This is a genomic window from Nonomuraea sp. NPDC001636 (genome assembly GCF_040298265.1).
GTDB lineage: Bacteria > Actinomycetota > Actinomycetes > Streptosporangiales > Streptosporangiaceae > Nonomuraea.
Genome location: NZ_JBEOZT010000017.1, coordinates 190,001 through 208,265 on the forward strand (window position 1 = coordinate 190,001; position 18,265 = coordinate 208,265).

The 18,265-nt window shown below is 73.3% G+C and carries 19 protein-coding genes; 4 read left to right on the forward strand and 15 right to left on the reverse strand.

Annotated features, from left to right (window positions below; translation table 11 throughout):
• Positions 1–156 precede the first annotated feature (156 nt).
• Positions 157–2,130 carry a family 10 glycosylhydrolase gene (locus ABT158_RS29360; protein WP_352358774.1) on the forward strand — a complete coding sequence of 658 codons (1,974 nt, stop codon included), beginning with the start codon at positions 157–159 and terminating at the stop codon, positions 2,128–2,130.
• 4 nt (positions 2,131–2,134) lie between these two features.
• Here the strand turns inward: ABT158_RS29360 and ABT158_RS29365 are convergent, their stop codons facing one another.
• The 3 genes from ABT158_RS29365 to ABT158_RS29375 form a co-directional block, all read right to left on the reverse strand.
• Positions 2,135–2,623, reverse strand: coding sequence for a cupin domain-containing protein (locus tag ABT158_RS29365; protein WP_352358776.1), 489 nt, complete (start codon positions 2,621–2,623; stop codon positions 2,135–2,137).
• A 4-nt stretch (positions 2,624–2,627) separates the two neighbouring features.
• Positions 2,628–3,233: a TetR/AcrR family transcriptional regulator gene (locus ABT158_RS29370; RefSeq protein ID WP_352358778.1), complete on the reverse strand. Its 606-nt coding sequence runs from the start codon at positions 3,231–3,233 to the stop codon at positions 2,628–2,630.
• Positions 3,234–3,309: 76 nt separating this feature from the next.
• Positions 3,310–3,714 (reverse strand): ATP-binding protein, encoded by a 405-nt coding sequence (locus tag ABT158_RS29375; protein ID WP_352358780.1) that lies wholly within the window; start codon positions 3,712–3,714, stop codon positions 3,310–3,312.
• 155 nt (positions 3,715–3,869) lie between these two features.
• Between ABT158_RS29375 and ABT158_RS29380 the strand changes: the two genes are divergently transcribed.
• Together ABT158_RS29380 and ABT158_RS29385 are read left to right on the forward strand one after the other, a co-directional pair.
• Positions 3,870–4,682, forward strand: coding sequence for a helix-turn-helix domain-containing protein (locus ABT158_RS29380; RefSeq protein WP_352358782.1), 813 nt, complete (start codon positions 3,870–3,872; stop codon positions 4,680–4,682).
• Positions 4,675–4,893 (forward strand): DUF397 domain-containing protein, encoded by a 219-nt coding sequence (locus ABT158_RS29385; RefSeq protein WP_352358784.1) that lies wholly within the window; start codon positions 4,675–4,677, stop codon positions 4,891–4,893. The genes ABT158_RS29380 and ABT158_RS29385 overlap by 8 nt, the downstream gene beginning before the upstream one ends.
• Before the next feature lie 5 nt (positions 4,894–4,898).
• Here ABT158_RS29385 and ABT158_RS29390 read toward each other — a convergent pair whose 3' ends face one another.
• The 4 genes from ABT158_RS29390 to ABT158_RS29405 form a co-directional block, all read right to left on the reverse strand.
• Positions 4,899–6,320 (reverse strand): pyridoxal phosphate-dependent decarboxylase family protein, encoded by a 1,422-nt coding sequence (locus tag ABT158_RS29390; RefSeq protein WP_352358786.1) that lies wholly within the window; start codon positions 6,318–6,320, stop codon positions 4,899–4,901.
• Positions 6,317–7,696 carry an MFS transporter gene (locus ABT158_RS29395; RefSeq protein ID WP_352358788.1) on the reverse strand — a complete coding sequence of 460 codons (1,380 nt, stop codon included), beginning with the start codon at positions 7,694–7,696 and terminating at the stop codon, positions 6,317–6,319. Before ABT158_RS29395 ends, ABT158_RS29390 begins: the two co-directional genes overlap by 4 nt.
• The gene (locus ABT158_RS29400; RefSeq protein ID WP_352358790.1) at positions 7,693–8,322 is read right to left on the reverse strand and encodes a TetR/AcrR family transcriptional regulator; all 630 of its coding nucleotides are present in this window, start codon (positions 8,320–8,322) and stop codon (positions 7,693–7,695) included. Before ABT158_RS29400 ends, ABT158_RS29395 begins: the two co-directional genes overlap by 4 nt.
• A gap of 61 nt (positions 8,323–8,383) precedes the next feature.
• On the reverse strand, positions 8,384–8,803 hold the full coding sequence (locus tag ABT158_RS29405; RefSeq protein ID WP_352358792.1) for a hypothetical protein: 420 nt from the start codon (positions 8,801–8,803) through the stop codon (positions 8,384–8,386).
• Between the two features lie 6 nt (positions 8,804–8,809).
• On the opposite strand from ABT158_RS29405, the gene ABT158_RS29410 reads away from it, so the two are divergent.
• Positions 8,810–9,103 (forward strand): hypothetical protein, encoded by a 294-nt coding sequence (locus ABT158_RS29410; RefSeq protein ID WP_352358794.1) that lies wholly within the window; start codon positions 8,810–8,812, stop codon positions 9,101–9,103.
• On the opposite strand, the gene ABT158_RS29415 is transcribed toward ABT158_RS29410, so the two are convergent.
• Genes ABT158_RS29415 through ABT158_RS29450 form a run of 8 tightly spaced genes read right to left on the reverse strand, consistent with a single transcriptional unit; the run spans position 9,100 to position 18,239 of the window.
• Positions 9,100–11,169 (reverse strand): sensor histidine kinase, encoded by a 2,070-nt coding sequence (locus ABT158_RS29415; RefSeq protein WP_352358796.1) that lies wholly within the window; start codon positions 11,167–11,169, stop codon positions 9,100–9,102. The genes ABT158_RS29410 and ABT158_RS29415 overlap by 4 nt on opposite strands.
• Positions 11,166–12,419, reverse strand: a complete 1,254-nt coding sequence (locus ABT158_RS29420; protein WP_352358798.1) for a sensor histidine kinase — start codon at positions 12,417–12,419, stop codon at positions 11,166–11,168. The genes ABT158_RS29415 and ABT158_RS29420 overlap by 4 nt, the downstream gene beginning before the upstream one ends.
• Before the next feature lie 30 nt (positions 12,420–12,449).
• Positions 12,450–13,628, reverse strand: coding sequence for an ABC transporter permease (locus ABT158_RS29425; RefSeq protein WP_352358800.1), 1,179 nt, complete (start codon positions 13,626–13,628; stop codon positions 12,450–12,452).
• A complete protein-coding gene (locus ABT158_RS29430) occupies positions 13,628–14,302 on the reverse strand; it encodes an ABC transporter ATP-binding protein (protein WP_352358802.1) in 675 nt (224 codons plus the stop codon). Before ABT158_RS29430 ends, ABT158_RS29425 begins: the two co-directional genes overlap by 1 nt.
• Positions 14,295–16,079, reverse strand: a complete 1,785-nt coding sequence (locus ABT158_RS29435; RefSeq protein ID WP_352358804.1) for a peptidoglycan-binding protein — start codon at positions 16,077–16,079, stop codon at positions 14,295–14,297. The genes ABT158_RS29430 and ABT158_RS29435 overlap by 8 nt, the downstream gene beginning before the upstream one ends.
• A 7-nt stretch (positions 16,080–16,086) precedes the next feature.
• Complete coding sequence (locus ABT158_RS29440; protein ID WP_352358806.1) at positions 16,087–16,980, reverse strand: hypothetical protein; 894 nt, start codon at positions 16,978–16,980, stop codon at positions 16,087–16,089.
• 33 nt (positions 16,981–17,013) lie between these two features.
• Positions 17,014–17,919 carry a hypothetical protein gene (locus tag ABT158_RS29445; protein WP_352358808.1) on the reverse strand — a complete coding sequence of 302 codons (906 nt, stop codon included), beginning with the start codon at positions 17,917–17,919 and terminating at the stop codon, positions 17,014–17,016.
• Positions 17,916–18,239, reverse strand: coding sequence for a PadR family transcriptional regulator (locus tag ABT158_RS29450; protein ID WP_189651648.1), 324 nt, complete (start codon positions 18,237–18,239; stop codon positions 17,916–17,918). The genes ABT158_RS29445 and ABT158_RS29450 overlap by 4 nt, the downstream gene beginning before the upstream one ends.
• Between the last annotated feature and the right edge of the window lie 26 nt (positions 18,240–18,265).

Genomic DNA, 18,265 nt, shown 5'->3' on the forward strand with positions numbered 1-18,265 from the left:
ATGCGGCCCAACGTATGTCACCCCTGACACAATGTCGATAATTGACATTACAGACGTGTTAGGTGAAACTTTCCGCCCGCCGACCCGGGGATGGCCGGAAAGTTGGGCCCCTGAAAACTATTGCGCTCCGCGATCAGGGGACTGAAACTTCCTTTCGTGACCGCGCTCCTGCGTACCGTCCTGGCGGCGCTCACCGCCGCCGTCGTCACCGCTGGCGTCACCGCCGTGGCTCCCGTCCCCGCCTCCGCAGCCCCCACCTCCTCGTCCGCAGCGGCCGCCTGCGCGACCGATCCCGCGACGCCCAAGCGGCAGCTCCGGGCCATGTGGATCTCCTCGGTCGCCAACATCGACTGGCCGAGCCGCACCGGGCTCAGCGTCTCCGCCCAGCAGGCCGAGTTCCGGGCCTGGCTCGACCTGGCCGTCGCCAAGCGCATGAACGCCGTGATCGTGCAGGTCAGGCCGACGGCGGACGCGTTCTGGCCGTCCCCGTACGAGCCGTGGTCGCAATGGCTGACCGGCACCCAGGGGACGAACCCCGGCTACGACCCGCTGGCGTTCATGGTCGGCGAGGCCCACGCGCGGAACCTGGAGTTCCACGCCTGGTTCAACCCGTACCGGGTCGCCAACAACGACGACCCGACCAAGCTGATCTCCACGCACCCCGCGCGGCAGCACCCCGACTGGCGCTTCGCCTACGGCGGAAAGCTCTACTACAACCCGGGCATCCCGGCGGTACGCGACTTCATCGAGGACGCGATCATGGACGCCGTCACCCGCTACGACGTGGACGGCGTGCACCTCGACGACTACTTCTACCCCTATCCCGTCAGCGGCCAGGCCATCCCGGACTCGGCCGCCTACGCCCAGTACGGCGGCGCGTTCCCGAACATCGCCGACTGGCGGCGGGACAACGTCAACCTGCTCGTCCGCGAGCTCGGCCAGCGCATCCACACCGCCAAGTCGTGGGTGTCGTTCGGGATCAGCCCCTTCGGGATCTGGCGCAACTCCTCGACCGACCCGCTCGGCTCGCGCACCTCCGGCCTCCAGTCCTACGACGCGATCTACGCCGACAGCCGGCAGTGGGTCAAACAGGGCTGGATCGACTACCTGGCGCCGCAGATCTACTGGCACATCGGGTTCTCGACGGCCGCCTACGAGGTGCTGACCGCGTGGTGGTCGGACGTCGTGCGCGGCACGGGCGTGCAGCTCGTCGTGGGGCAGGCCGCCTACCGGGCCGGCGCCTCGGGCCAGGAGGCCGCCTGGCAGGACCCGGCCGAGCTGAGCGACCACCTGTACGACAACAGGAAACATCCCGAGATCGCCGGGGACGTGTACTTCAGCGCCAAGGACGTCAAGGCCGACCGGATCGGGGCGATCACCAAGCTGGTCGCCGACCACTACGCCAAGCCAGCCCTGCTGCCCGCCCGGGGCTCCGCGGCCGCGCCCGCCGCGCCTGCGATCACCGCGGCCACCGCGGGCTCGAACGGCGTCCAGCTCACCTGGACCGGCTCCGGCACGGCGTACGCGGTCTACCGCGTGGCCGGCACCCCGCCCTCGGCCGATCCGTGCTTCTTCGCCGACGCCCGCAACCTGATCGGCACGACCAGGCAGAAGTCCTACACCGACCCCGGCGGCGGCGCGTCCACCTACTACGTGACCGCGCTGAGCAGGACCCACCAGGAGAGCGCGCCGAGCGAGGGCCGGTCGGCGGGCGGCACGGGCGGCTTCAGCGTCGTGATCGACAACGCCGACGCCGGTTTCACGGCCTCCTCCTCCTGGGGCACCTCCAGCTACTCCACCCAGGCCAACGGCGCCGACTACCGCTTCGCCGACCCGGTCGCGGCCAGCGACCCGGCCTGGTTCCGGGCGGCGATCCCGAGCGCGGGCAGCTACCGGGTGGAGGTCTGGTACCCGGCCAACGCGGGCTACAACGGCTCCGCGCCGCACATCGTGGCGGCCTCGGGCGGCAACCAGACGGTCAACGTGGACCAGCGCACCGGCGGCGGCGCCTGGCGGGTGCTGGGGACGTACACGCTGGCGGCCGGGACGTACAACGTGGTCGGGGTGAGCCGGTGGACCTCGGCGACCGGCTACGTGATCGCCGACGCCGTGCGCATCACCAAGGTCTGACCCTTCAGGAGCGGGCCTTCGCCCAGGCGGGGCTGTCGATGAAGTGGTTGTCGAAGCGGTCCTGCGAGGCCAGCAGCTCTTCGAGCGTGGCCTCGCCGGTCTTGAGCCGGGCCAGCAGGCGGAAGTACTCGAACCGCTCGACGCCCGGCGTGATGACGATCAGCAGGTCGGCCTCGGCGCCGGGGGCCGCGGCGAAGGCGTGGGCCACGTGGGGCGGGACGACGGCGACGTCGCCCTGCTCCAGGGTGATCACCTCGTCGCCGGCCAGCACCTGCGCCCGGCCGTCGAGGACGTAGAACATCTCGGAGGCGGTGGTGTGGGTGTGCGGCACGGCGCCGTCGGCGCCCGAGCCGAGCGTGATGCGCATGGTGCTCAGGGCGCCGCCGGTGGCGCTGGAGTCGAGGAGCATGCGGCCCGTGCTGGGCGGGCCGCCGATGACCTCGGCGTCGACGGAGCGGATGACGGCGGTGCTGCGGGGGTCGATGAGCGACATGGTGTTATCCGTTCTCGGAGAGGGCGCCGCGGAGTGCTGTCTCCACGAGGCGTTCGGCGTAGGCGCGGCCGACGGGGGAGCCGGTGATCAGGACGCGGTAGTACAGGGCCCCGGCGAGCTGGTCGAACAGGGCCTCCACGTCGAGGTCGGCGCGTAGCTGGCCGCGGTCCCTGGCCCGTTCGAGCAGGGCGCGGGCCAGGGTGTTGCGGCGGGCGTACATCTGCCGCTCCAGCTCGCCGACGTCGGCGTGGCGGGCGGCGGCGGCCACGAGCTCGGCCACCGTGCCCGCCGAGGCGTCGTCGTCATCGGGCGCGCGGCCGGCCGCGCGCATCCGGTTGAGCCCGGCCGCGATCTTCTCCAGGTATGCGGGCAGGTCGCGGCGGATGTCGCCGGTGTCGGTGATCTCGTCGTGGTCCTGGAGCCGGTTGACGACGGCCAGGGCCAGGTGGTCCTTGGTCGGCCAGCGGCGGTAGAGCGTGGTCTTGGCGATGCCGGCCCGCTCGGCGACCTCGTCGGGGGACAGGCCGGCGTAGCCGCGCGCGAGCAGCAGCTCGGTGGCGGCCCTGAGCACACCCTCGTCGACGTCGGTCCTGCGCGGTCGTCCCACCATGCCCTGCCTCCTTTTCGCTACCTGAGTAGCGTAATCCCGGAGGGCGGCATTTCGCAACCCGGGTATCGAAACTCCGCTATCGGGGCAGCAGTGCCCACACCACCCGCTCGCCGGCCCTGTCCTGGTAGGTCCCCCACAGTCCGGTGGTCAGCTCGTGCACCAGCCGGAGTCCGCGTCCCGACTCGTCCGCGTCCGCCGGCACGCGGGGCCGCGGAACCAGCCCGTTCCGGCCCGGATCGGTCACGGCCAGCCGCCAGAACCCCGCCTCCGGGGCGAGGGACAGCCGCACCCACTGTGCCTTCGCGTGCTGCAACGCGTTCGCGACCAGCTCCGAGGCGATCAGCCGCAGGTCGTCCAGGGCCTGGTGATCCGCTCCCAGCCACGCCGCCAGTTCGGTACGCGCCAGCCGGGGCAGCATCGCCGGGTCGTCGAGCTCGCCGACCGTCCACACCTTGACGCCCGCATGCAGGGAACTGGACATGATCACCTCCGGGATGGGCGTACAGGCTGAGACCGCTTGTACGCAGGTTCTGAGGATGCGCGTGATTCGGCTGACGAGCCCCTGGAATCGGCCCTACAGTTCCTTACAGTGAGTACGCCATAGCTCAGCGTGAACGGTTGTGGGAAGGGCGTGACATGCCGAAGGAAGAAGAAGCGGAAGCGTGGGCCGAGTACGCCAGACGCCTGCGTGCCTTCCGTACGGACCACGGGTTGAGCCAGGAGCGTCTGGCGGACCGGCTGGCCTACAGCGAGAGCGCGGTCGGGCACGTGGAACGCCTGCTGCGCAAGCCGAGCGAGGACTTCACCCGCGAAGTGGAGAAGGCCCTCGGCCTCAAGGGGCAGTTGACGGAGCTGCTGCCCCAGATCCACGGCGCGCTGGGCCCGCGCTGGTTCCGCGAGTGGCCCAAGGTCGAGGCGGCGGCCCACACCATCAGGACGTCGGAGCCCATGTTGATCCCCGGCCTGCTCCAAACGGAGAGTTACGCCAGGCGGGTGTTCCTTGGAGCGCCGGGAGCCACGGAGCAGGAAGCAGAGCGGGCCGTGCAGTTCCGTCTCCACAGGCAAAGTGTCTTCGCCGGCCTGTCCCCGCCCATGTACTCGGCCCTCGTCGATGAGAGCGTCCTGCACCGGCCGGTCGGCGGTCCGGAGGTGATGCGAGAGCAGCTCGCCAAGCTGCTCGATGCGCTCAACCCGCCCTATGTCACGCTGCGGATCGTCCCGTTGAAGGCGGGGCTCACCGTGGGATGCCTAGGAGCCTTCGAGGTGGCCACGCTCCTGGACGGAGGGCCTGATCACGCCTACCTGGAAAGCGCCGAGGAAGGCAGGGTGACCAATCGCGCCAGTACGGTGCAAGCGCTTATTGTGCGATGGGAGGCCCTGTCCGGCATGGCGTATCCCGTGGACAGGAGCCGCGAGATCATCCGCGAAGTGATGGAGAGCTATGAGTGAGGCGAGCGGTCTCCGTACGGGCGAATGGACCAAGGCCACGGCGTCGGGCGACAACGGCGGGAGCTGTGTCGAGGTGATGCGGCAACCGGATGACGGCGTTCTCGTCAGGGACACCAAAGACCGGGGTGAAGGCCCGACGCTGGCCTTCACCCGGGACGAATGGCTCGCCTTCCTCGACGGGGCCGCCAAGGGGGAGTTCGACCTTTCCTGAGCCCGTCAGGAGGCGTACATCACCGACAGGAAGCGGAGCAGGAGGGCTTCCCTGGTTTCGGCGGGCAGGGCGTCGAGGACCGCGTTGACCGTCGCCATGCCCGGCTGGCCCGCGCCCGGACGCAGGTCCACGCCCACCGAGGCGGCCAGTTCGGCGAAGGTCGCGTCGTCCAGGGCGTCCAGGTCCAGGTCGGCGATCAGCTCGACCAGGCCGTCCGGCACCACGGCCGGGCCGCGCAGCCGGGCCGCCTCCGCCGCCTCGGCGATCACCCTGAGCATCGCCTCCACGCCGTTCAGCGTCACGCCGGTGACCGTGACGTGCAGGTTCGCGGGGATCCCCGCGTAGGAGAGCTGCGGTTGCAGGAACCAGCCGCGCTCGCGGGCCGCGTCAGCCAGCACGAACACGTCGAGGTCGTCCCCGGCGAAGGCCACCAGCGACGACTCGGGCGCGCCCAGGACCCGCAGGCCGGGGATCGCGGCGATGCCCTCCCTGAGCCGGGCCGCCGCCTTGAGGGTGGCGCGGCCGAGCTCCACGTAGCCCTCCCGGCCGAGCGCCTGGAGCGTGGCCCACGCGCCGCCGAGCGGCCCGGCCGACCTGGAGCTCTGCACGGTGGCGTTGATGATCGTGTAGCCAGGCCAGGCGGCCGAGGCGAAGTACGCCTTGCGCCGCGTCGCCGGGTCGGCGAACAGCACCACCGAGGCGCCCTTCGGCGCGTAGCCGAACTTGTGCAGGTCGCAGGAGAGCGAGGTGACCCCCGGCACCGACAGGTCGAACGGCGGCACGTCGGCCCCCGCCTCCCGCAGCCACGGCAGCAGCCAGCCGCCCACGCACGCGTCCACGTGACAGGCCACGCCCGCCTCGGCCGCCACCGCGGCGACCTCCGCGACCGGGTCGATCACGCCCTGCGGGTACGACGGCGCCGAGACCACCACCAGGACCGTGTCCTCGTCGATCGCCGCCGCGACGTCCGCCACCCGCACCTTGTACGTCTCCAGGTCCACCGGCACGGCCTTGACCCGCAGGCCCAGGTAGTGGGCCGCCTTGTGGAAGGCCGGATGGGCGGTCACCGGCAGCACGAGGTTGGCGCCGGGCCGCCCGGCCGCGTCCCGCGCCGCCTTGACCGCCAGCATGATCGACTCGGTGCCGCCGCTGGTGAAGACGCCGTGGCCGCCGCCGAGCAGGTCGGCGACCGCGCCCACGACCTGCTTCTCCATCTCGACGATGCTCGGGAACGCCGTCGGGTCCAGGCAGTTGACCTCCAGCATCTCGGCGTACGCGCGGGCCGCCGCCTCGTGCACCTCGGGCCGGCCGGTGTCGTAGACGTACGCGGTCACCTGCCCGCCCCGCACCGGCAGGTCGTGCTGCTTCATCCTGGCCACCTCGGACAGCAGGTCCTCGGCGGTTCTTCCGGACAGGGGGAGGGTCACACGTTCTCCTTGGCGGGGGCGACGGCGGGGGCGAGGGCGAGCCGGCCGTAGCGGACGACGAACGGCAGGCTGATCAGCATGAGCAGGGCGGGCAGCGCGGTGAAGCCGAGCAGCAGCCCGGTCAGCGCGCCGGCGGGCTGGGCGACGGGCGACTCCACGGGCGCGGAGACGAACCCCGACACCGCCAGGACCAGCGCGAACAGGCCGGGGCCGAGCGCGAGCCCGGCGGTCTCGCCGGCCGTCCACAGGCCGGTGAACGCGCCGGCCTGGGCGTGGCCGGTACGGGCGGCGTCGGCGTGCACGGTGTCGGGCAGCAGCGACAGCGGCAGCAGTTGCAGCGCGGCGTAGCAGACCCCGGCCAGCGCGGTCAGTGCCAGCGTGGCGGCCAGGCTGCCCGTCGCGATGGCGGGGACCAGGGCGAGCGCCACGACGGCGAACCCGGCCGAGGCGGCCAGGTAGCAGCGCACGGTCCCGTACGCGCGGGCCAGCCGGGCCCAGGCCGGTACGGCGAGCATGCTCGGGCCCACCAGGCACACGAACATCACCGAGGTCAGCCCGTAGTCGCCCAGCCGGTACGAGGCCACGTACGGGGCGCCCGCCAGCATCACCGCCACCCCGAGCGCCTGCGTGACGAACGCCGCCAGCAGCGCGAAGAACGGCCGGTTGCCCCGGGCCAGGCGGAAGGCCGCCGCCGGGCCGAGCTGCCGGGGCCCCGGACGCGACGACACCCACCGCGTGCCCAGCGTGGCGGCCACCAGGGCGGCGGCCATGACCAGGCCGATCGCGACGCCCATGACCGCGTACCCCGGCCGGCCGCCGCCCGCCAGGTCGACCACGGCGGGGGCCAGGCCGCCCGCGACCAGGATGCCGACGGTCAGGCACACCACCCGCCACGACATGATCCTGGTCCGCTCGGCCGGGCTCGCCGACATCTCGGCCGGCAGCGCCACGTACGGCACCTGGAAACTCGCGAAGGCGGTCGCGGCCAGCAGGAACGCCACCCCGGACCACGCCGCCCCGCCGCCGCCCGTGACGCCGCCGGGCACGGCGAACATCAGCGCGAACGCCACCGGCAGCGTGGCCGCGCCCACCGCCAGCAGCCGCGTCCGGCGGCCGGTGCGCACGGCCTCGCGGTCGCTGGCGGCGCCGACGAGCGGGTTGAGCAGCACGTCCCAGATCTTCGGCGCGACCAGGACGGCGCCCGCGACGGCGGCGGGCACGCCCAGCATGTCGGTCAGGTAGTAGAGCAGCAGCAGGCCGGGGACGGCGGAGAACACGCCGGTGCCGACCGAGCCGACGCCGTAGCCGAGCAGCCGTCCGCGACTCGGCCGCCCGGTGACCGTCGGGGCCGTCGCGGAGGGCCGGACGTCGGTCATCGGGGGTCGCCGGGGAGGGCGAGGGTGCGGTGGAGGGTGAGGTGGAGGTGGGCGCGGAAGCGGCGCAGCGCGGCCCGGTCGCCCGCGCCCCTGCGGCGGCCGTCGGCGTCGAGCACGCCGCCCTTGGCGAAGCCGTGGATCGACCAGATGACCGTCCACATGGCGTACTCCAGGTCGACCGTGCCGTCGATCACGCCGGCCTCGACCGCCGGGCGCAGCGCTCCGGTGACGGCGGAGACCAGGGGCTGGACGTACTGGCGTTCCAGCTCGGTGATGTCGCCGGCGTCGGAGAGCCAGCGGTGCATCCACAGCGCGGGGATCTCCGGATTGTCCGCGCAGAAGTCGAGGTAGTCGTCCACCAGGCGGTGGATGGAGGCGACCGGGTCGTCACCGGGCAGACGGGCGAGCGCCTGGTCCAGCGCCGCCTTCTCCGCCCGGTGCGCACGTTCCATGACGGCCAGGTACAGCTCCCGCTTGCCGCCCACGTGGTAGTTGACGGTGGCGATGTTCATCCCCGCCGCGTCGGCGATCTGGCGCGTCGAGGTGCCGTCGTAGCCGAGCGCGGCGAAGAGCTGGGTGGCCGCCTTGAGGATCACGGCCGGCTGTCCGCTGTCGGCAGGTCTCATACGACCGACCGTAGTTCCGTCCCGCCCCCTTGGTCAATCGCTTGATGGAGAGGGTTTGCGGTCAGTCCGGGGCCCAGTACTTGACGAGGACCTTGTCCAGGTGCGCCACCACCGGCTTCCACGTGCGGGGCAGCGTGTACCGCGTGGCGTGGTGACCCTTGTGGGTCAGCGTGTACTTGAGGAAGTCCGCGCCCTGCGGCGGGCGTTCGGACCGGCCGATCCTCAGCTCCTTCAGGTAGCCGCGCAGCTGGCGGTGTTCCCTGGCCGTGAGGCACTTGGTCACCACCGGGCCGGTGCGGCGGCTGAGCCGGAAGCAGCCGTCGGTGTAGACCGTCACGCGGTTCAGCAGCCCCGCGAAGCCGCCCTCCTCGCGCAGGTCGACCAGCACCTTCCGCTGCGTGGCCACCGCCTCGGCGGGCAGCGCGGAGGCCGTGACGGCCAGCGCGAGCGCCGGCAGAAGCACGATTCGCCAGATCTTCATACCTCTATGACGTACGGGAGCCCCGAACGGCTCACTTCCCGAGCCCCGCGTCGCGGGCGCGGACGATGGCCTCGGCGCGGTCGGCCGTGCGCCATCGGCATCAAGATCGCCTTCGCCGGGCGCTGGCGCGGGGCGCTGCGGTGGTGGCCGCTCGTCGCCGAGAGCTGGGCCGTGGTGACGGTGCCGGCGTACATCGTGTTCGGCGAGTCGATCTCGAACTGGATCGGCGGCTTCCACCTGATCGTCGGGTACGCCACCCTCGGCGCCCTGCTCGCGCTGCGTCCGAGCCTGACCTCCTAGTCCGGCGCCGTGAGCGGCAGGACGGCGGTCACCTCGGTGCCGCCGCCCGTCCGGGGGCCGATCGCGCAGGTGCCGCCGATCTCGGCCGCCCGCTCGCGCATCGACGTCAGCCCCACCCCCGGCGACGGCTCGTCGGGCAGGCCGGTGCCGTCGTCGGCGACCGACACCCGCAGCTCCCCGGCCTCCCGCCGTAACGTGACCAGCACCGACGTGGCCTGGGCGTGGCGGCGCACGTTCGTCAGCGCCTCCTGCGCGATCCGGTATGCGGCCGTCTCCACCGCGGCCGGCAACCCGTCGAGGGCCCCTTCGGACCCGTCGAGCACCCCTTCGGGCTCGTCGGCGGCCGCGGGCACGGTGACCTCGACCCGGGGGCCCGGGGCCTGGCCGAAGGCGCGCAGGGCGCCGGCCAGGCCCAGCTCGTCCAGCACCGGCGGGCGCAGGCCGTCCACCAGCTCGCGCACCGACATCAGCGTGCTGGTCATCTCCTCGCGCACCCGGACCAGCAGCTCCTCCACCGACTCGGGGTCGCGCTCCAGCCGCCGCCGGGCCTCGTCCAGGGTCATCGTCACGCTGGTCAGCGTGGGGCCGAGCCCGTCGTGCAGCTCCCTGCCCAGCCGGCGCCGCTCCTCGTCGCGGGTGGCGCTGATCCGCTCGTGGGAGTCCCGCAGGTCGGTGCTCAGCCGTACGGCGTGCGCCAGCTCGGCCAGGTGCTTGGCCATGACGTCCAGCGGCTCGCGGCCCGGCCGCGCCCCGGCGATGCGCAGCCGCCCGACCGGCTCGCCGTGCCAGGTCAGCTCGACGGATCGCGATCGGGCGCCCAGCTCGCCGTCCACGAACGACAGCGCGGGCTCGCCCGGCACCTCCACGCCCACCCCGCGGGCGACCAGGGACGTGCGCACGACGGAGATCGCCTCGGCCAGCGCCCCCGCCGGGTCCCCGGCCCTCTGCACGGTACGGCTGAGCAGGTCGGCCGCCCGGTACGGGTCGCGTTCCACGTTGAACAGCCGGTCCACCGAGCGCTGGAGGCGCAGGCGCACGGGATGGAAGGCCGCGCCGGTGACCATCGCGGAGGCGAGCCCGGCCGCCGCGCCGTAGCCGTCCGCCACGCTGTTGGACGCCCAGATGAGCGCCGAGTAGGTGAGGCCGGCCCCGACCGCGAGCGTGCCGTACACCAGCGTGCGGTTGAGGATGAGCCGGATGCCGTAGAGCTGGTGGCGCAGCACGGCGGCGATGATCGCGATGGGGATGCCCGCGGCCAGGAAGACCCGTACGGCGATGATGAAGGTGTCCTGGTTGCCCGCGCTGGCGATCCAGTAGACGACGAAGATCACCATGGCGTGGAAGTACCAGGTGATCTGGCGGCGCACCTCGGGCGTCGCCGCCCGGTACCTGAAGCCCAGCGAGACCACGCCGAGCAGGCACAGCAGGATCATCGGGATCCCGATCCACGACTCCACGACCTCGGGGATCCTGCCCAGCGCCGCCACCCCGAACGGGTTGCCCACCGGCACCCCGAGCTCGAACGACGGGTCGGGGGACAGGCCGAGCAGCAGCGAGTGCCCGGCCATGAGGACCAGGTTGCCGTAGAGCACCGGCCGCCAGCGCTTCGACGGCAGCCGCCCGTCCGGGAAGAGCAGCGGCATGATCCCCGTGAACGTGGGCACCGGCAGCAGCCACAGCCAGATGGCCGGCCAGGCGACGTAGGGCAGGAGCGGGCCGGGCGCGTGGAAGTACATCCAGCCGGTCAGCGCGAACAGCAGCGAGTACGCCGACCAGACCACGCCCGTCGCCCACATGAGCCACGGGATCAGCAGCCGGGGGCGCCTGCTGATCAGGAACGCGCCGGCGAGCGGGAACATCAGCCCGATCGGGTCGAGCCCCTGCGTCTCGGCCAGCCCGCCGAGCTGCGCGGCCAGCACCGCCGCCGTCACCACGGCCGCGAGCGAGACCCCGGCCGCCGTCCACACCACCGTCAGCACGAGCCGCAGCCGCCACACCGGCGTGCGGCCGGGCCCGTCCGCGCCGGGACCGGGATCGTCGTGGCCGGCGGGGGTCTTCGTGGTCATCGTGGCTCCTTGACCGGCAGTTCCGCGACGACCTCGGTGCCGCCGCCGGGGCGGACGTCCAGCTCGCAGACGCCGCCCACCTCCTCGGCCCGCCCGCGCATCAGGGCGGCCCCCTGGCGGCGCTGCTCGGGCAGCCCGATCCCGTCGTCGGACACCGTCAGCCGGAGCCCGTCGCGCCGCTCCACCCTGATCAGGGCGGTGGTGGCGCGGGCGTGCCGGCGCACGTTCGCCACCGCCTCATGCGCGATCTTGTACGCCGCCACCTCCACCGCGGCCGGCAGGTCGGCCAGCGAGCCCGAGACCACCACGTCCACCCTCGGGCCGGGCGCGTCGGCGAGCAGCCGTAAGGCGCCCTCCAGGCCGAGCTCGTCCAGCCCGGCGCCGTCGAGCGCGGGCGGACGCAGGCCGTACACCAGGTCGCGGACGTCCACGATGGCCTCGGTCATCTGCCTGCGTGCCGTGCTGAGCAGGGGCTCGACCGAGCCGGGATCGCTGGCCAGGCTGAGCCGGGCCTGGTCGACGCTCATCGCCAGGTTCGTCAGCGCCGGTCCGAGGCCGTCGTGCAGGTTGCGGCGGAGTTCGCGGCGTTCCTCCTCGCGGGTGACCATCATGCGCTCGCGCGAGCGTTGCAGGTCGGCGCTGAGCCGTACGGCGTGGGCGACCTCGGCGAGCTGCCTGGCCAGCATGTCCAGCAGCGCCCGGTCGCGCGGCTCGCCGCTGACCGACAGCCAGCCCATCGACTTGCCGTGCCAGACCAGGCGTTCGACCGAGGGGGCCGGGCCCATCTCGCCCGCGACGACGCTGCGCACCCGTCCGCCGGGCAGGACGACCTCCACCGCGACGCCGGGCGCCCCCAGGGCCAGCCGGACGGCGTGGGCCGCCGACGCCAGGGCCTCGGCCGGCCCCCTGGCCTCCTGCACGCTCCGGCTCACCCGGTCAGCCAGCCGGTACGGGTCGCGCTCCCACCGGAACAGCCGGTCCGCCGCGCTCTGCAGGCGCACCCGTACGGGCTGGAACAGCGCGCCCGCGGCCAGCGCGGCGATCAGGTCGGACCACGAGCCGAGCAGGGCGTCGAGCGCGCCGATCCCGAAGTAGACGGCGCCGACCACGGCGGTCAGCGCGAGGTAGACCAGGGCGCGGTTGAGCAGGAGGAGGGTCCGCTCGCGTCCGCGCAGCCCGGACAGGACCGCTGCCTTGACGAGCAGCGGTCTGACCGCTCTGAGCAGCATCCGCTGGGCTTTTTTCGCCATATGTCGGGCACATCATAAGTGGCGGGACCGCTATCGCAGAGAGTCCACCGGCTGCATCTTCGCCGCCCGCAGCGCCGGATAGAGCCCGGCCAGCAACCCCACCACCGCCCCGGCCACCGGCGCGGCCAGCGCGAGCCGCGCGTCGAGGAGCGGCGTCCACTCCCTGGCGGCCGAGACGGCGACCACGGCGACCACGCCGAGGCTCGTGCCGATCACGCCGCCGGCCAGTCCGACCAGCGTCGACTCCAGCAGGAACTGGGCGGCCACGTGCCGCCGCGCCGCGCCGAGCGCCCGGCGCAGCCCGATCTCGGGCACCCGTTCCAGCACCGTGACGAGCGTGACGTTGGCGATGCCGACCGCGCCCACGACGAGCGAGACCAGGCCGAGGATCAGGAACAGCGCGTTGACGTCGTCCTGGGCGGCGTCGCGGGCCCGGGTGGGGCCGGGCGGCGCGACCACCTGGAGCAGGTCCTCGTTGCCGGGGCTGAGCGCGACCGGCGTCTGGCCCGCGACCAGCGCGGTGGCGCCCAGGCCGGTGTTGACCAGCACCCTGGTGACCGTCCGCAGCCCGAACCGGGCGCCGGCGGTCGGCGGCACGAACACGGCCGCGCCCAGATCGCGCTCCCGGCGCAGCCCGCCCAGCACGCCGATCACCGTGTACGCGTGGCTCCCGATGAAGACCGCGGGCGCCCCGTCGAGCCGGGTGATCCCGAGCAGCCTGGCCGCCTGGTCGCCGAGCACGGCCACCCGGTCGCCGCGCCGGACGTGCCCGGCGTCGTAGAACCTGCCGCGCAGCATCGTGCCGCGCAGGGCTCCGGGAAGGCCGGTGGTCGCGGCGACCACGGGCAGCGACTGCGTGGTGATGCGCGCCGGATCGACGATGTCGTTGGAGCGCACGGACAGGTTCGCGGTGTCCTCGCTCTCCGACAGCGCGGCGGCCGACTCCACGCCGCGCAGCCTGGTCAGCCGGTCCACCGCGTCCCAGGTCACCAGGGGGGCGCCCGGCGTGCCGGGCACCTCGACGGTGATGGCCGTGGCCACCAGCGCGTCGAAGTGGCCCACCACCTGGTTGCCCGCGGTGGCGGCCACGCCGAGCGTCACGACGAGGGTGGTGATGCCGAGCACGGTGCCGAGCGTGGTGAGCGCCGTGCGCAGCGGCCGGGCCAGCAGGCCGGCGACGGCCTCGCCCGCCAGGTCGCGCAGGTCCATCACTCCTCCACCAGGACGCCGTCGGTGATCCGCACCCGCCGCTCGGCCCGCGCGCCGACCTCCTGCTCGTGCGTGATGACCACGATGGTCAGCCCCTGCCGCCGCAGCTCGTCGAACAGGTCGAGCACCGCCTCGGTGTTGCGGCTGTCGAGGTTGCCCGTCGGCTCGTCGCACAGCAGCAGCGACGGGGAGCCCATGAGGGCCCTGGCGATGGCCGTGCGCTGACGTTCGCCCCCGGACAGCCGGCCGGGCGCGAACGCCGTACGGTGTCCGAGGCCGACGCGGTCGAGCGCCGCCAGGGCCCGCTCCCGCCTGCCCTTGCGCGGCCGCCGGGTGTAGAGCTCGGCGAGCATCACGTTCTCCACCACGGTGCGGTGGGCGAGCAGGTGGAAGGACTGGAAGACGAAGCCGATCCGCTCGCCGCGCAACCTGGTCCTGACGCCGTCGGGGAGCGTGGTGGTCTCGGCGCCGTCGAGGCGGTAGCTGCCGGAGTCGGGCCGGTCGAGCAGGCCGAGCACGTTGAGCAGCGTGGACTTGCCGGAGCCGGACGGGCCCATGACTGCCACGTGGTCGCCGCGGCCCACCCGCAGCGAGACGGCGTCCAGCGCGCGGACCGGCGGCTCCGCCGGATACCGCCGCCCCACCTCGACCAGCTCGATGACCGGCTCAGGCATCGCCGACCACCACCCGGTCGCCCTCCTTGAGCGCGCCGGTGACCTCGACGTTCCCGTCGGCGGACAGGCCCGTGCGGACCTCGACGTCCCTGGTGCGGTCGGCGGCGTACTCGACCCGGACCCGGGCCCGGCCGTCCGCCGAGGTGATCACGGCCGCCACGGGCACCACCAGGACCGGGTCCTTCGTCGCCCCCACGGTGATCCGCGCGGTCACCGTGGTCCCGGCCTTGAGGCCCTTCGCCGCGCGCGGCGTGATCAGGACGGCCCTCGTCCCGGCCTCGACCGCCTCGGAGCCCGGCGTCCTCGCCTTGTCGCCCACGGCCGTCAGCCCGGCCGGGTACGACCGGCCGGTGTCCACCTCGACGGTCGCGGGCATGCCAGGACGCAGCAGCTCGGACTCGGCCGCCTCGACCGACGCCGTGACCATGAACGTCGAGCTGGTCACGGTGGCGACCGCGCCCTCGACGCGTTCTCCCGCCTTCACCGCCACCTTGCGCACGCGGGCCGGCAGCTTCGGCAGGAACACCACCTCGCCGGGCGGGATCGAGACCCCGTACGTGCGGGAGTACTCGGCCAGCATCTCCTCGGCCGCCGCCACGTCCGCCCGGGCGCCGGTCACCTTGAGCCGGGCGGGGGAGAGCTGCCTGGCCTGGCGCAGCGCCTGCTCGGCGGTCGCCAGCGTCTCCTGGGCGGTGCGCACGGCGGTGCGCAGCTCCTCGATCCGGGCCGCGCGGGCCTGCTCGGCCTCCTTGAGGATCAGCTCGCGGGCCTCCTGGGCGGCCGACAGGTCGGCGCGCGCGTTGGCCACCCGCAGCTCCAGCAGCCGCGTGTCGGCGGGCGCTGCCGTGGGCCGGGGAGCAGCCGTGGGGGCGGGCGCGGGCGTGCCGGTGGGGGCAGCAGTGGGGGCAGCAGTGGGGGCAGCGGTGGCGGCTGCCGTGGGCGCGCTCGTGGGCGGGGTGCGGGCGGCGGCGAGGGCCTGCTCGGCCTCCAGCAGCCGCTCCTCGGCCGCCCGCACCGCCGAGTCGGCGGCCGACAGCCGGGCCTCGTCGGCCGGCGGCAGCTCCTGGGACCGGGCCTCGGCCAGAGCGCGGCGGGCGACCTTGAGCCCGGTCCTGGCGTTGGCCAGCCTGAGCTTGAGCGGCAGCACGTCACGCCCCCGGTCGAGGGCCTGCTTCTCGGCCGCGAGGGTCTCCTTGGCGGTCCGTACGGCCTTGCGCAGGGTCTCGTAGGTCTGCCGGTCGGCGAGGGTGGGCCGCTGAGCCTCGTAGCCCTTGGCGGCGTAGAACCGGGTGAGCGCGGCGACCGTGGCCCGGTCGAAGACGCCGGTGGCCGGCGCCCTGTGCCCCAGCCGGCGCAGCGCCCGCTGCACCTGGGTGACGTCGTCGCCCTCGCTGCCCGGCGTGATCGTGCGATGCATCGGCACCGAGCCGCGCAGGACGAAGACCGGCCGGCCGTTGACCTCCATCAGCACCCCGCCCTCGGCGATCCGGCCGGGCCGCGGCGCCCTGGTGGCCCGCTGGAGCTCGGACGCGCCGCCGACGGCCCCGGCCAGGCCGACCGGCAGCGGCGAGCCGTATTCGAGGGTGCCGTTGACCACCACGGTGCTGACCAGCCTGCGGCGCTCGACGGCGGCGGTGACCAGGGACGGTGTGGGCGCGGCGCGCCTGCTCGCCTCGTCGGCCGGCGAGCGCAGCCGGGTGCTCACCGCCCACCCGGCCAGGGCGACGAGCACGACCCCGGTGAGCACCAGGGCCAGAAGCCTGCGTGGGGATCTCATGAGGGCGTCAGAACGCGAACAGGTCGTTGATCTTCCGCTGGACCGCGGTCTCCTTCGGCGTGTAGGCCGCGTAGAAGTCCTTGCCGCACTCCAGGTCGTCCAGCGCCGCCTTGACCTCCTGGACGAGGTACGGCCTGGCGGCGTCGGGGGTGAGCTCCGGCAGGTGGAACTGCTCGGTTTCCTTGGTCATCTTCGGGGCTTCGGGGAGGTTCTTCTGCTGCTGGCGGCCCAGTTTGTCCTGCCGGCGCATGAACTCCCGCTCCCCGCGCTGGTTGAGCGCCGACGGCTTGGCGTCGGCCACCGAGTAGCCCTTGCCCTTCAGGCAGGTGGCCATGGGGCCGGCCAGCTCGACCAGCTCGGGGTCGCCGTCCAGTTCGGTGGCCTTCGCCCGCCTGTGGGCGATGGCCATCTGGGAGAAGTAGTCGATGTTGGACTTCAGGGTGAGGCCGAGGACCTGCTTGCCGGCCGTGACGACGCAGGCGTCCTTGGCCTTGTGGTAGGCGGTGAGCTGGGCGGTGGAGAGGTCTGCCTGGATCTTCATGTTGGGGTTGGGGTCGTCCTTGCCGCCGGGGCCTTCCAGCTCCCCGGGGTAGACCTGAAGGGCGAAAACGCCGAATCCGTATTTGGTGCGGTATTTCTTCATCGCCTGGTAGTCGCCGGAGGCGCGCTTGCGCTCGTCCTCGCTCTTGGCCTCGGGCTTCACGTACGGCACGTACGTGAAGCCCTTCTGCTTCATGCAGTCGGCCTTGGCCGCCTCGAACTGGTGCTTCTTGTCCTTGGCGGCGGCCTGTGACGGCTGGGCGGTCCCGGCGCCGCCGGTCGGCTCGGCGGCGCCCCCGCAGCCGCAGAGCACGGCCGCCGAGAGCGACATGGCGATGGCCAGGCGGGATCTCTTGAGCATGGCGAAGACCATACTCCGTTCAACGAAGTATGGTCAATCCAGGCAGTGCCGCCGCCGGCGGAAGGGCGCGAAGGCGGCCCCCACGACCAGCAGCGCGAGCACCCCCCAGTAAGCCAGGTGCTGCCGGGTCAGGGCGTCGGAGTGCAGCACCAGCTCGCCCGACGTCGTCGCCAGGTAGATCGCCGCCGCCAGCGTCCACCGGTGGTCGCGGGCCAGGTAGGCGCTCCCCGCCGCCAGCCCGAACGCCGCCGCCTCCACGACCAGCCTGCTCAGGCTGAGCGGGAACGTCGTGGAGTCCTCCAACCACTCGGGGCCCGCCCAGCTCGCCGCGACGACCGCCGCCCACCACCACCACGACCGCGTGCGCGGCGCCCGCCGCAGCGCGAGCAGGCCGGCCAGCGCCACCGCGTAGGTGCCCGCCACCAGGTAGGGGTCGCTGTCCATGAACAACGGCCGGACCTGGAGGAACGTCGGATAGACCGGTAACAGCGTCGTGTCGAACGGCTGCCACCACCCGCCGGCCAGCGCCACCGCCTTGGCCCCGGTGAGCAGCGTCAGCGCCGCCGCCGTGCGCAGCCACCCGCGCGCGGTCGCCAGCAGCGTGAGCGCCGACAGCAGCGTCCAGAGCGGCAGCGTGCCGGCGTAGGGCAGCAGGGCGGCCAGGTTCGCCGCCGCGACGGCGGTGACGGCGAGGTGCACGCCGTCCGCCCAGGGGCTGCCGCTCGCCAGGTGGACGATCCGGCTGCGCACCCCGCCCACGAGCAGCCCCCACGCCTCGCGCGGCACCGGGACGCGCCGCCCCGGCGCGGCCGATTCGAGCAGCACGTCGAGCAGCTCGTCACCGTGGGCCGCGCGGTACGTCCTGGGATAGGCGAGCAGGAGCCTGCGGTAACGCCGTTCGAGCGCGGACGCGGCGCGCGCGGACCCGACGGCCGTCATCCGGCCGACGGCCGCAGGACGAGCGAGGCGGCCGCCTGCATGCGTCTCGCCTCCGCCTCCACCAGCGCCTGGCCCTCGTCGGTGATCCGGAAGTAGCGCCGGTTGCGCCCGTTGACCGTCTCCTCGCGGTCAACGGTGATGACGCCCCGCTCGTTGAGGCGTTCCAGGATGCCGTAGAGCGTGCCGACGGAGGGCTGGACCCGGCCGCCGGACAGCTCCTTGACCGACTTGCTGATCGCGTGGCCGTGCAGCGGGCCGGCGCGCAGCGCGGCGAGCACGAAGTACATCGGCTCGCTGACTTCTGAGGTTCCCCTGGGCATGGGGGAGACAGTATTCCGTTCAACGG

Coding starts and splice junctions, on each gene's coding strand:
- ABT158_RS29365 (WP_352358776.1), bottom strand. CDS start 2,623: ATGTCGCTCATCGACCCCCGCAGCACCGCCGTCATCCGCTCCGTCGAC.
- ABT158_RS29370 (WP_352358778.1), bottom strand. CDS start 3,233: ATGGTGGGACGACCGCGCAGGACCGACGTCGACGAGGGTGTGCTCAGG.
- ABT158_RS29375 (WP_352358780.1), bottom strand. CDS start 3,714: ATGTCCAGTTCCCTGCATGCGGGCGTCAAGGTGTGGACGGTCGGCGAG.
- ABT158_RS29380 (WP_352358782.1), top strand. CDS start 3,870: ATGCCGAAGGAAGAAGAAGCGGAAGCGTGGGCCGAGTACGCCAGACGC.
- ABT158_RS29385 (WP_352358784.1), top strand. CDS start 4,675: ATGAGTGAGGCGAGCGGTCTCCGTACGGGCGAATGGACCAAGGCCACG.
- ABT158_RS29395 (WP_352358788.1), bottom strand. CDS start 7,696: ATGACCGACGTCCGGCCCTCCGCGACGGCCCCGACGGTCACCGGGCGG.
- ABT158_RS29400 (WP_352358790.1), bottom strand. CDS start 8,322: ATGAGACCTGCCGACAGCGGACAGCCGGCCGTGATCCTCAAGGCGGCC.
- ABT158_RS29405 (WP_352358792.1), bottom strand. CDS start 8,803: ATGAAGATCTGGCGAATCGTGCTTCTGCCGGCGCTCGCGCTGGCCGTC.
- ABT158_RS29410 (WP_352358794.1), top strand. CDS start 8,810: ATGACGTACGGGAGCCCCGAACGGCTCACTTCCCGAGCCCCGCGTCGC.
- ABT158_RS29415 (WP_352358796.1), bottom strand. CDS start 11,169: ATGACCACGAAGACCCCCGCCGGCCACGACGATCCCGGTCCCGGCGCG.
- ABT158_RS29420 (WP_352358798.1), bottom strand. CDS start 12,419: ATGGCGAAAAAAGCCCAGCGGATGCTGCTCAGAGCGGTCAGACCGCTG.
- ABT158_RS29425 (WP_352358800.1), bottom strand. CDS start 13,628: ATGGACCTGCGCGACCTGGCGGGCGAGGCCGTCGCCGGCCTGCTGGCC.
- ABT158_RS29430 (WP_352358802.1), bottom strand. CDS start 14,302: ATGCCTGAGCCGGTCATCGAGCTGGTCGAGGTGGGGCGGCGGTATCCG.
- ABT158_RS29435 (WP_352358804.1), bottom strand. CDS start 16,079: ATGAGATCCCCACGCAGGCTTCTGGCCCTGGTGCTCACCGGGGTCGTG.
- ABT158_RS29440 (WP_352358806.1), bottom strand. CDS start 16,980: ATGCTCAAGAGATCCCGCCTGGCCATCGCCATGTCGCTCTCGGCGGCC.
- ABT158_RS29445 (WP_352358808.1), bottom strand. CDS start 17,919: ATGACGGCCGTCGGGTCCGCGCGCGCCGCGTCCGCGCTCGAACGGCGT.
- ABT158_RS29450 (WP_189651648.1), bottom strand. CDS start 18,239: ATGCCCAGGGGAACCTCAGAAGTCAGCGAGCCGATGTACTTCGTGCTC.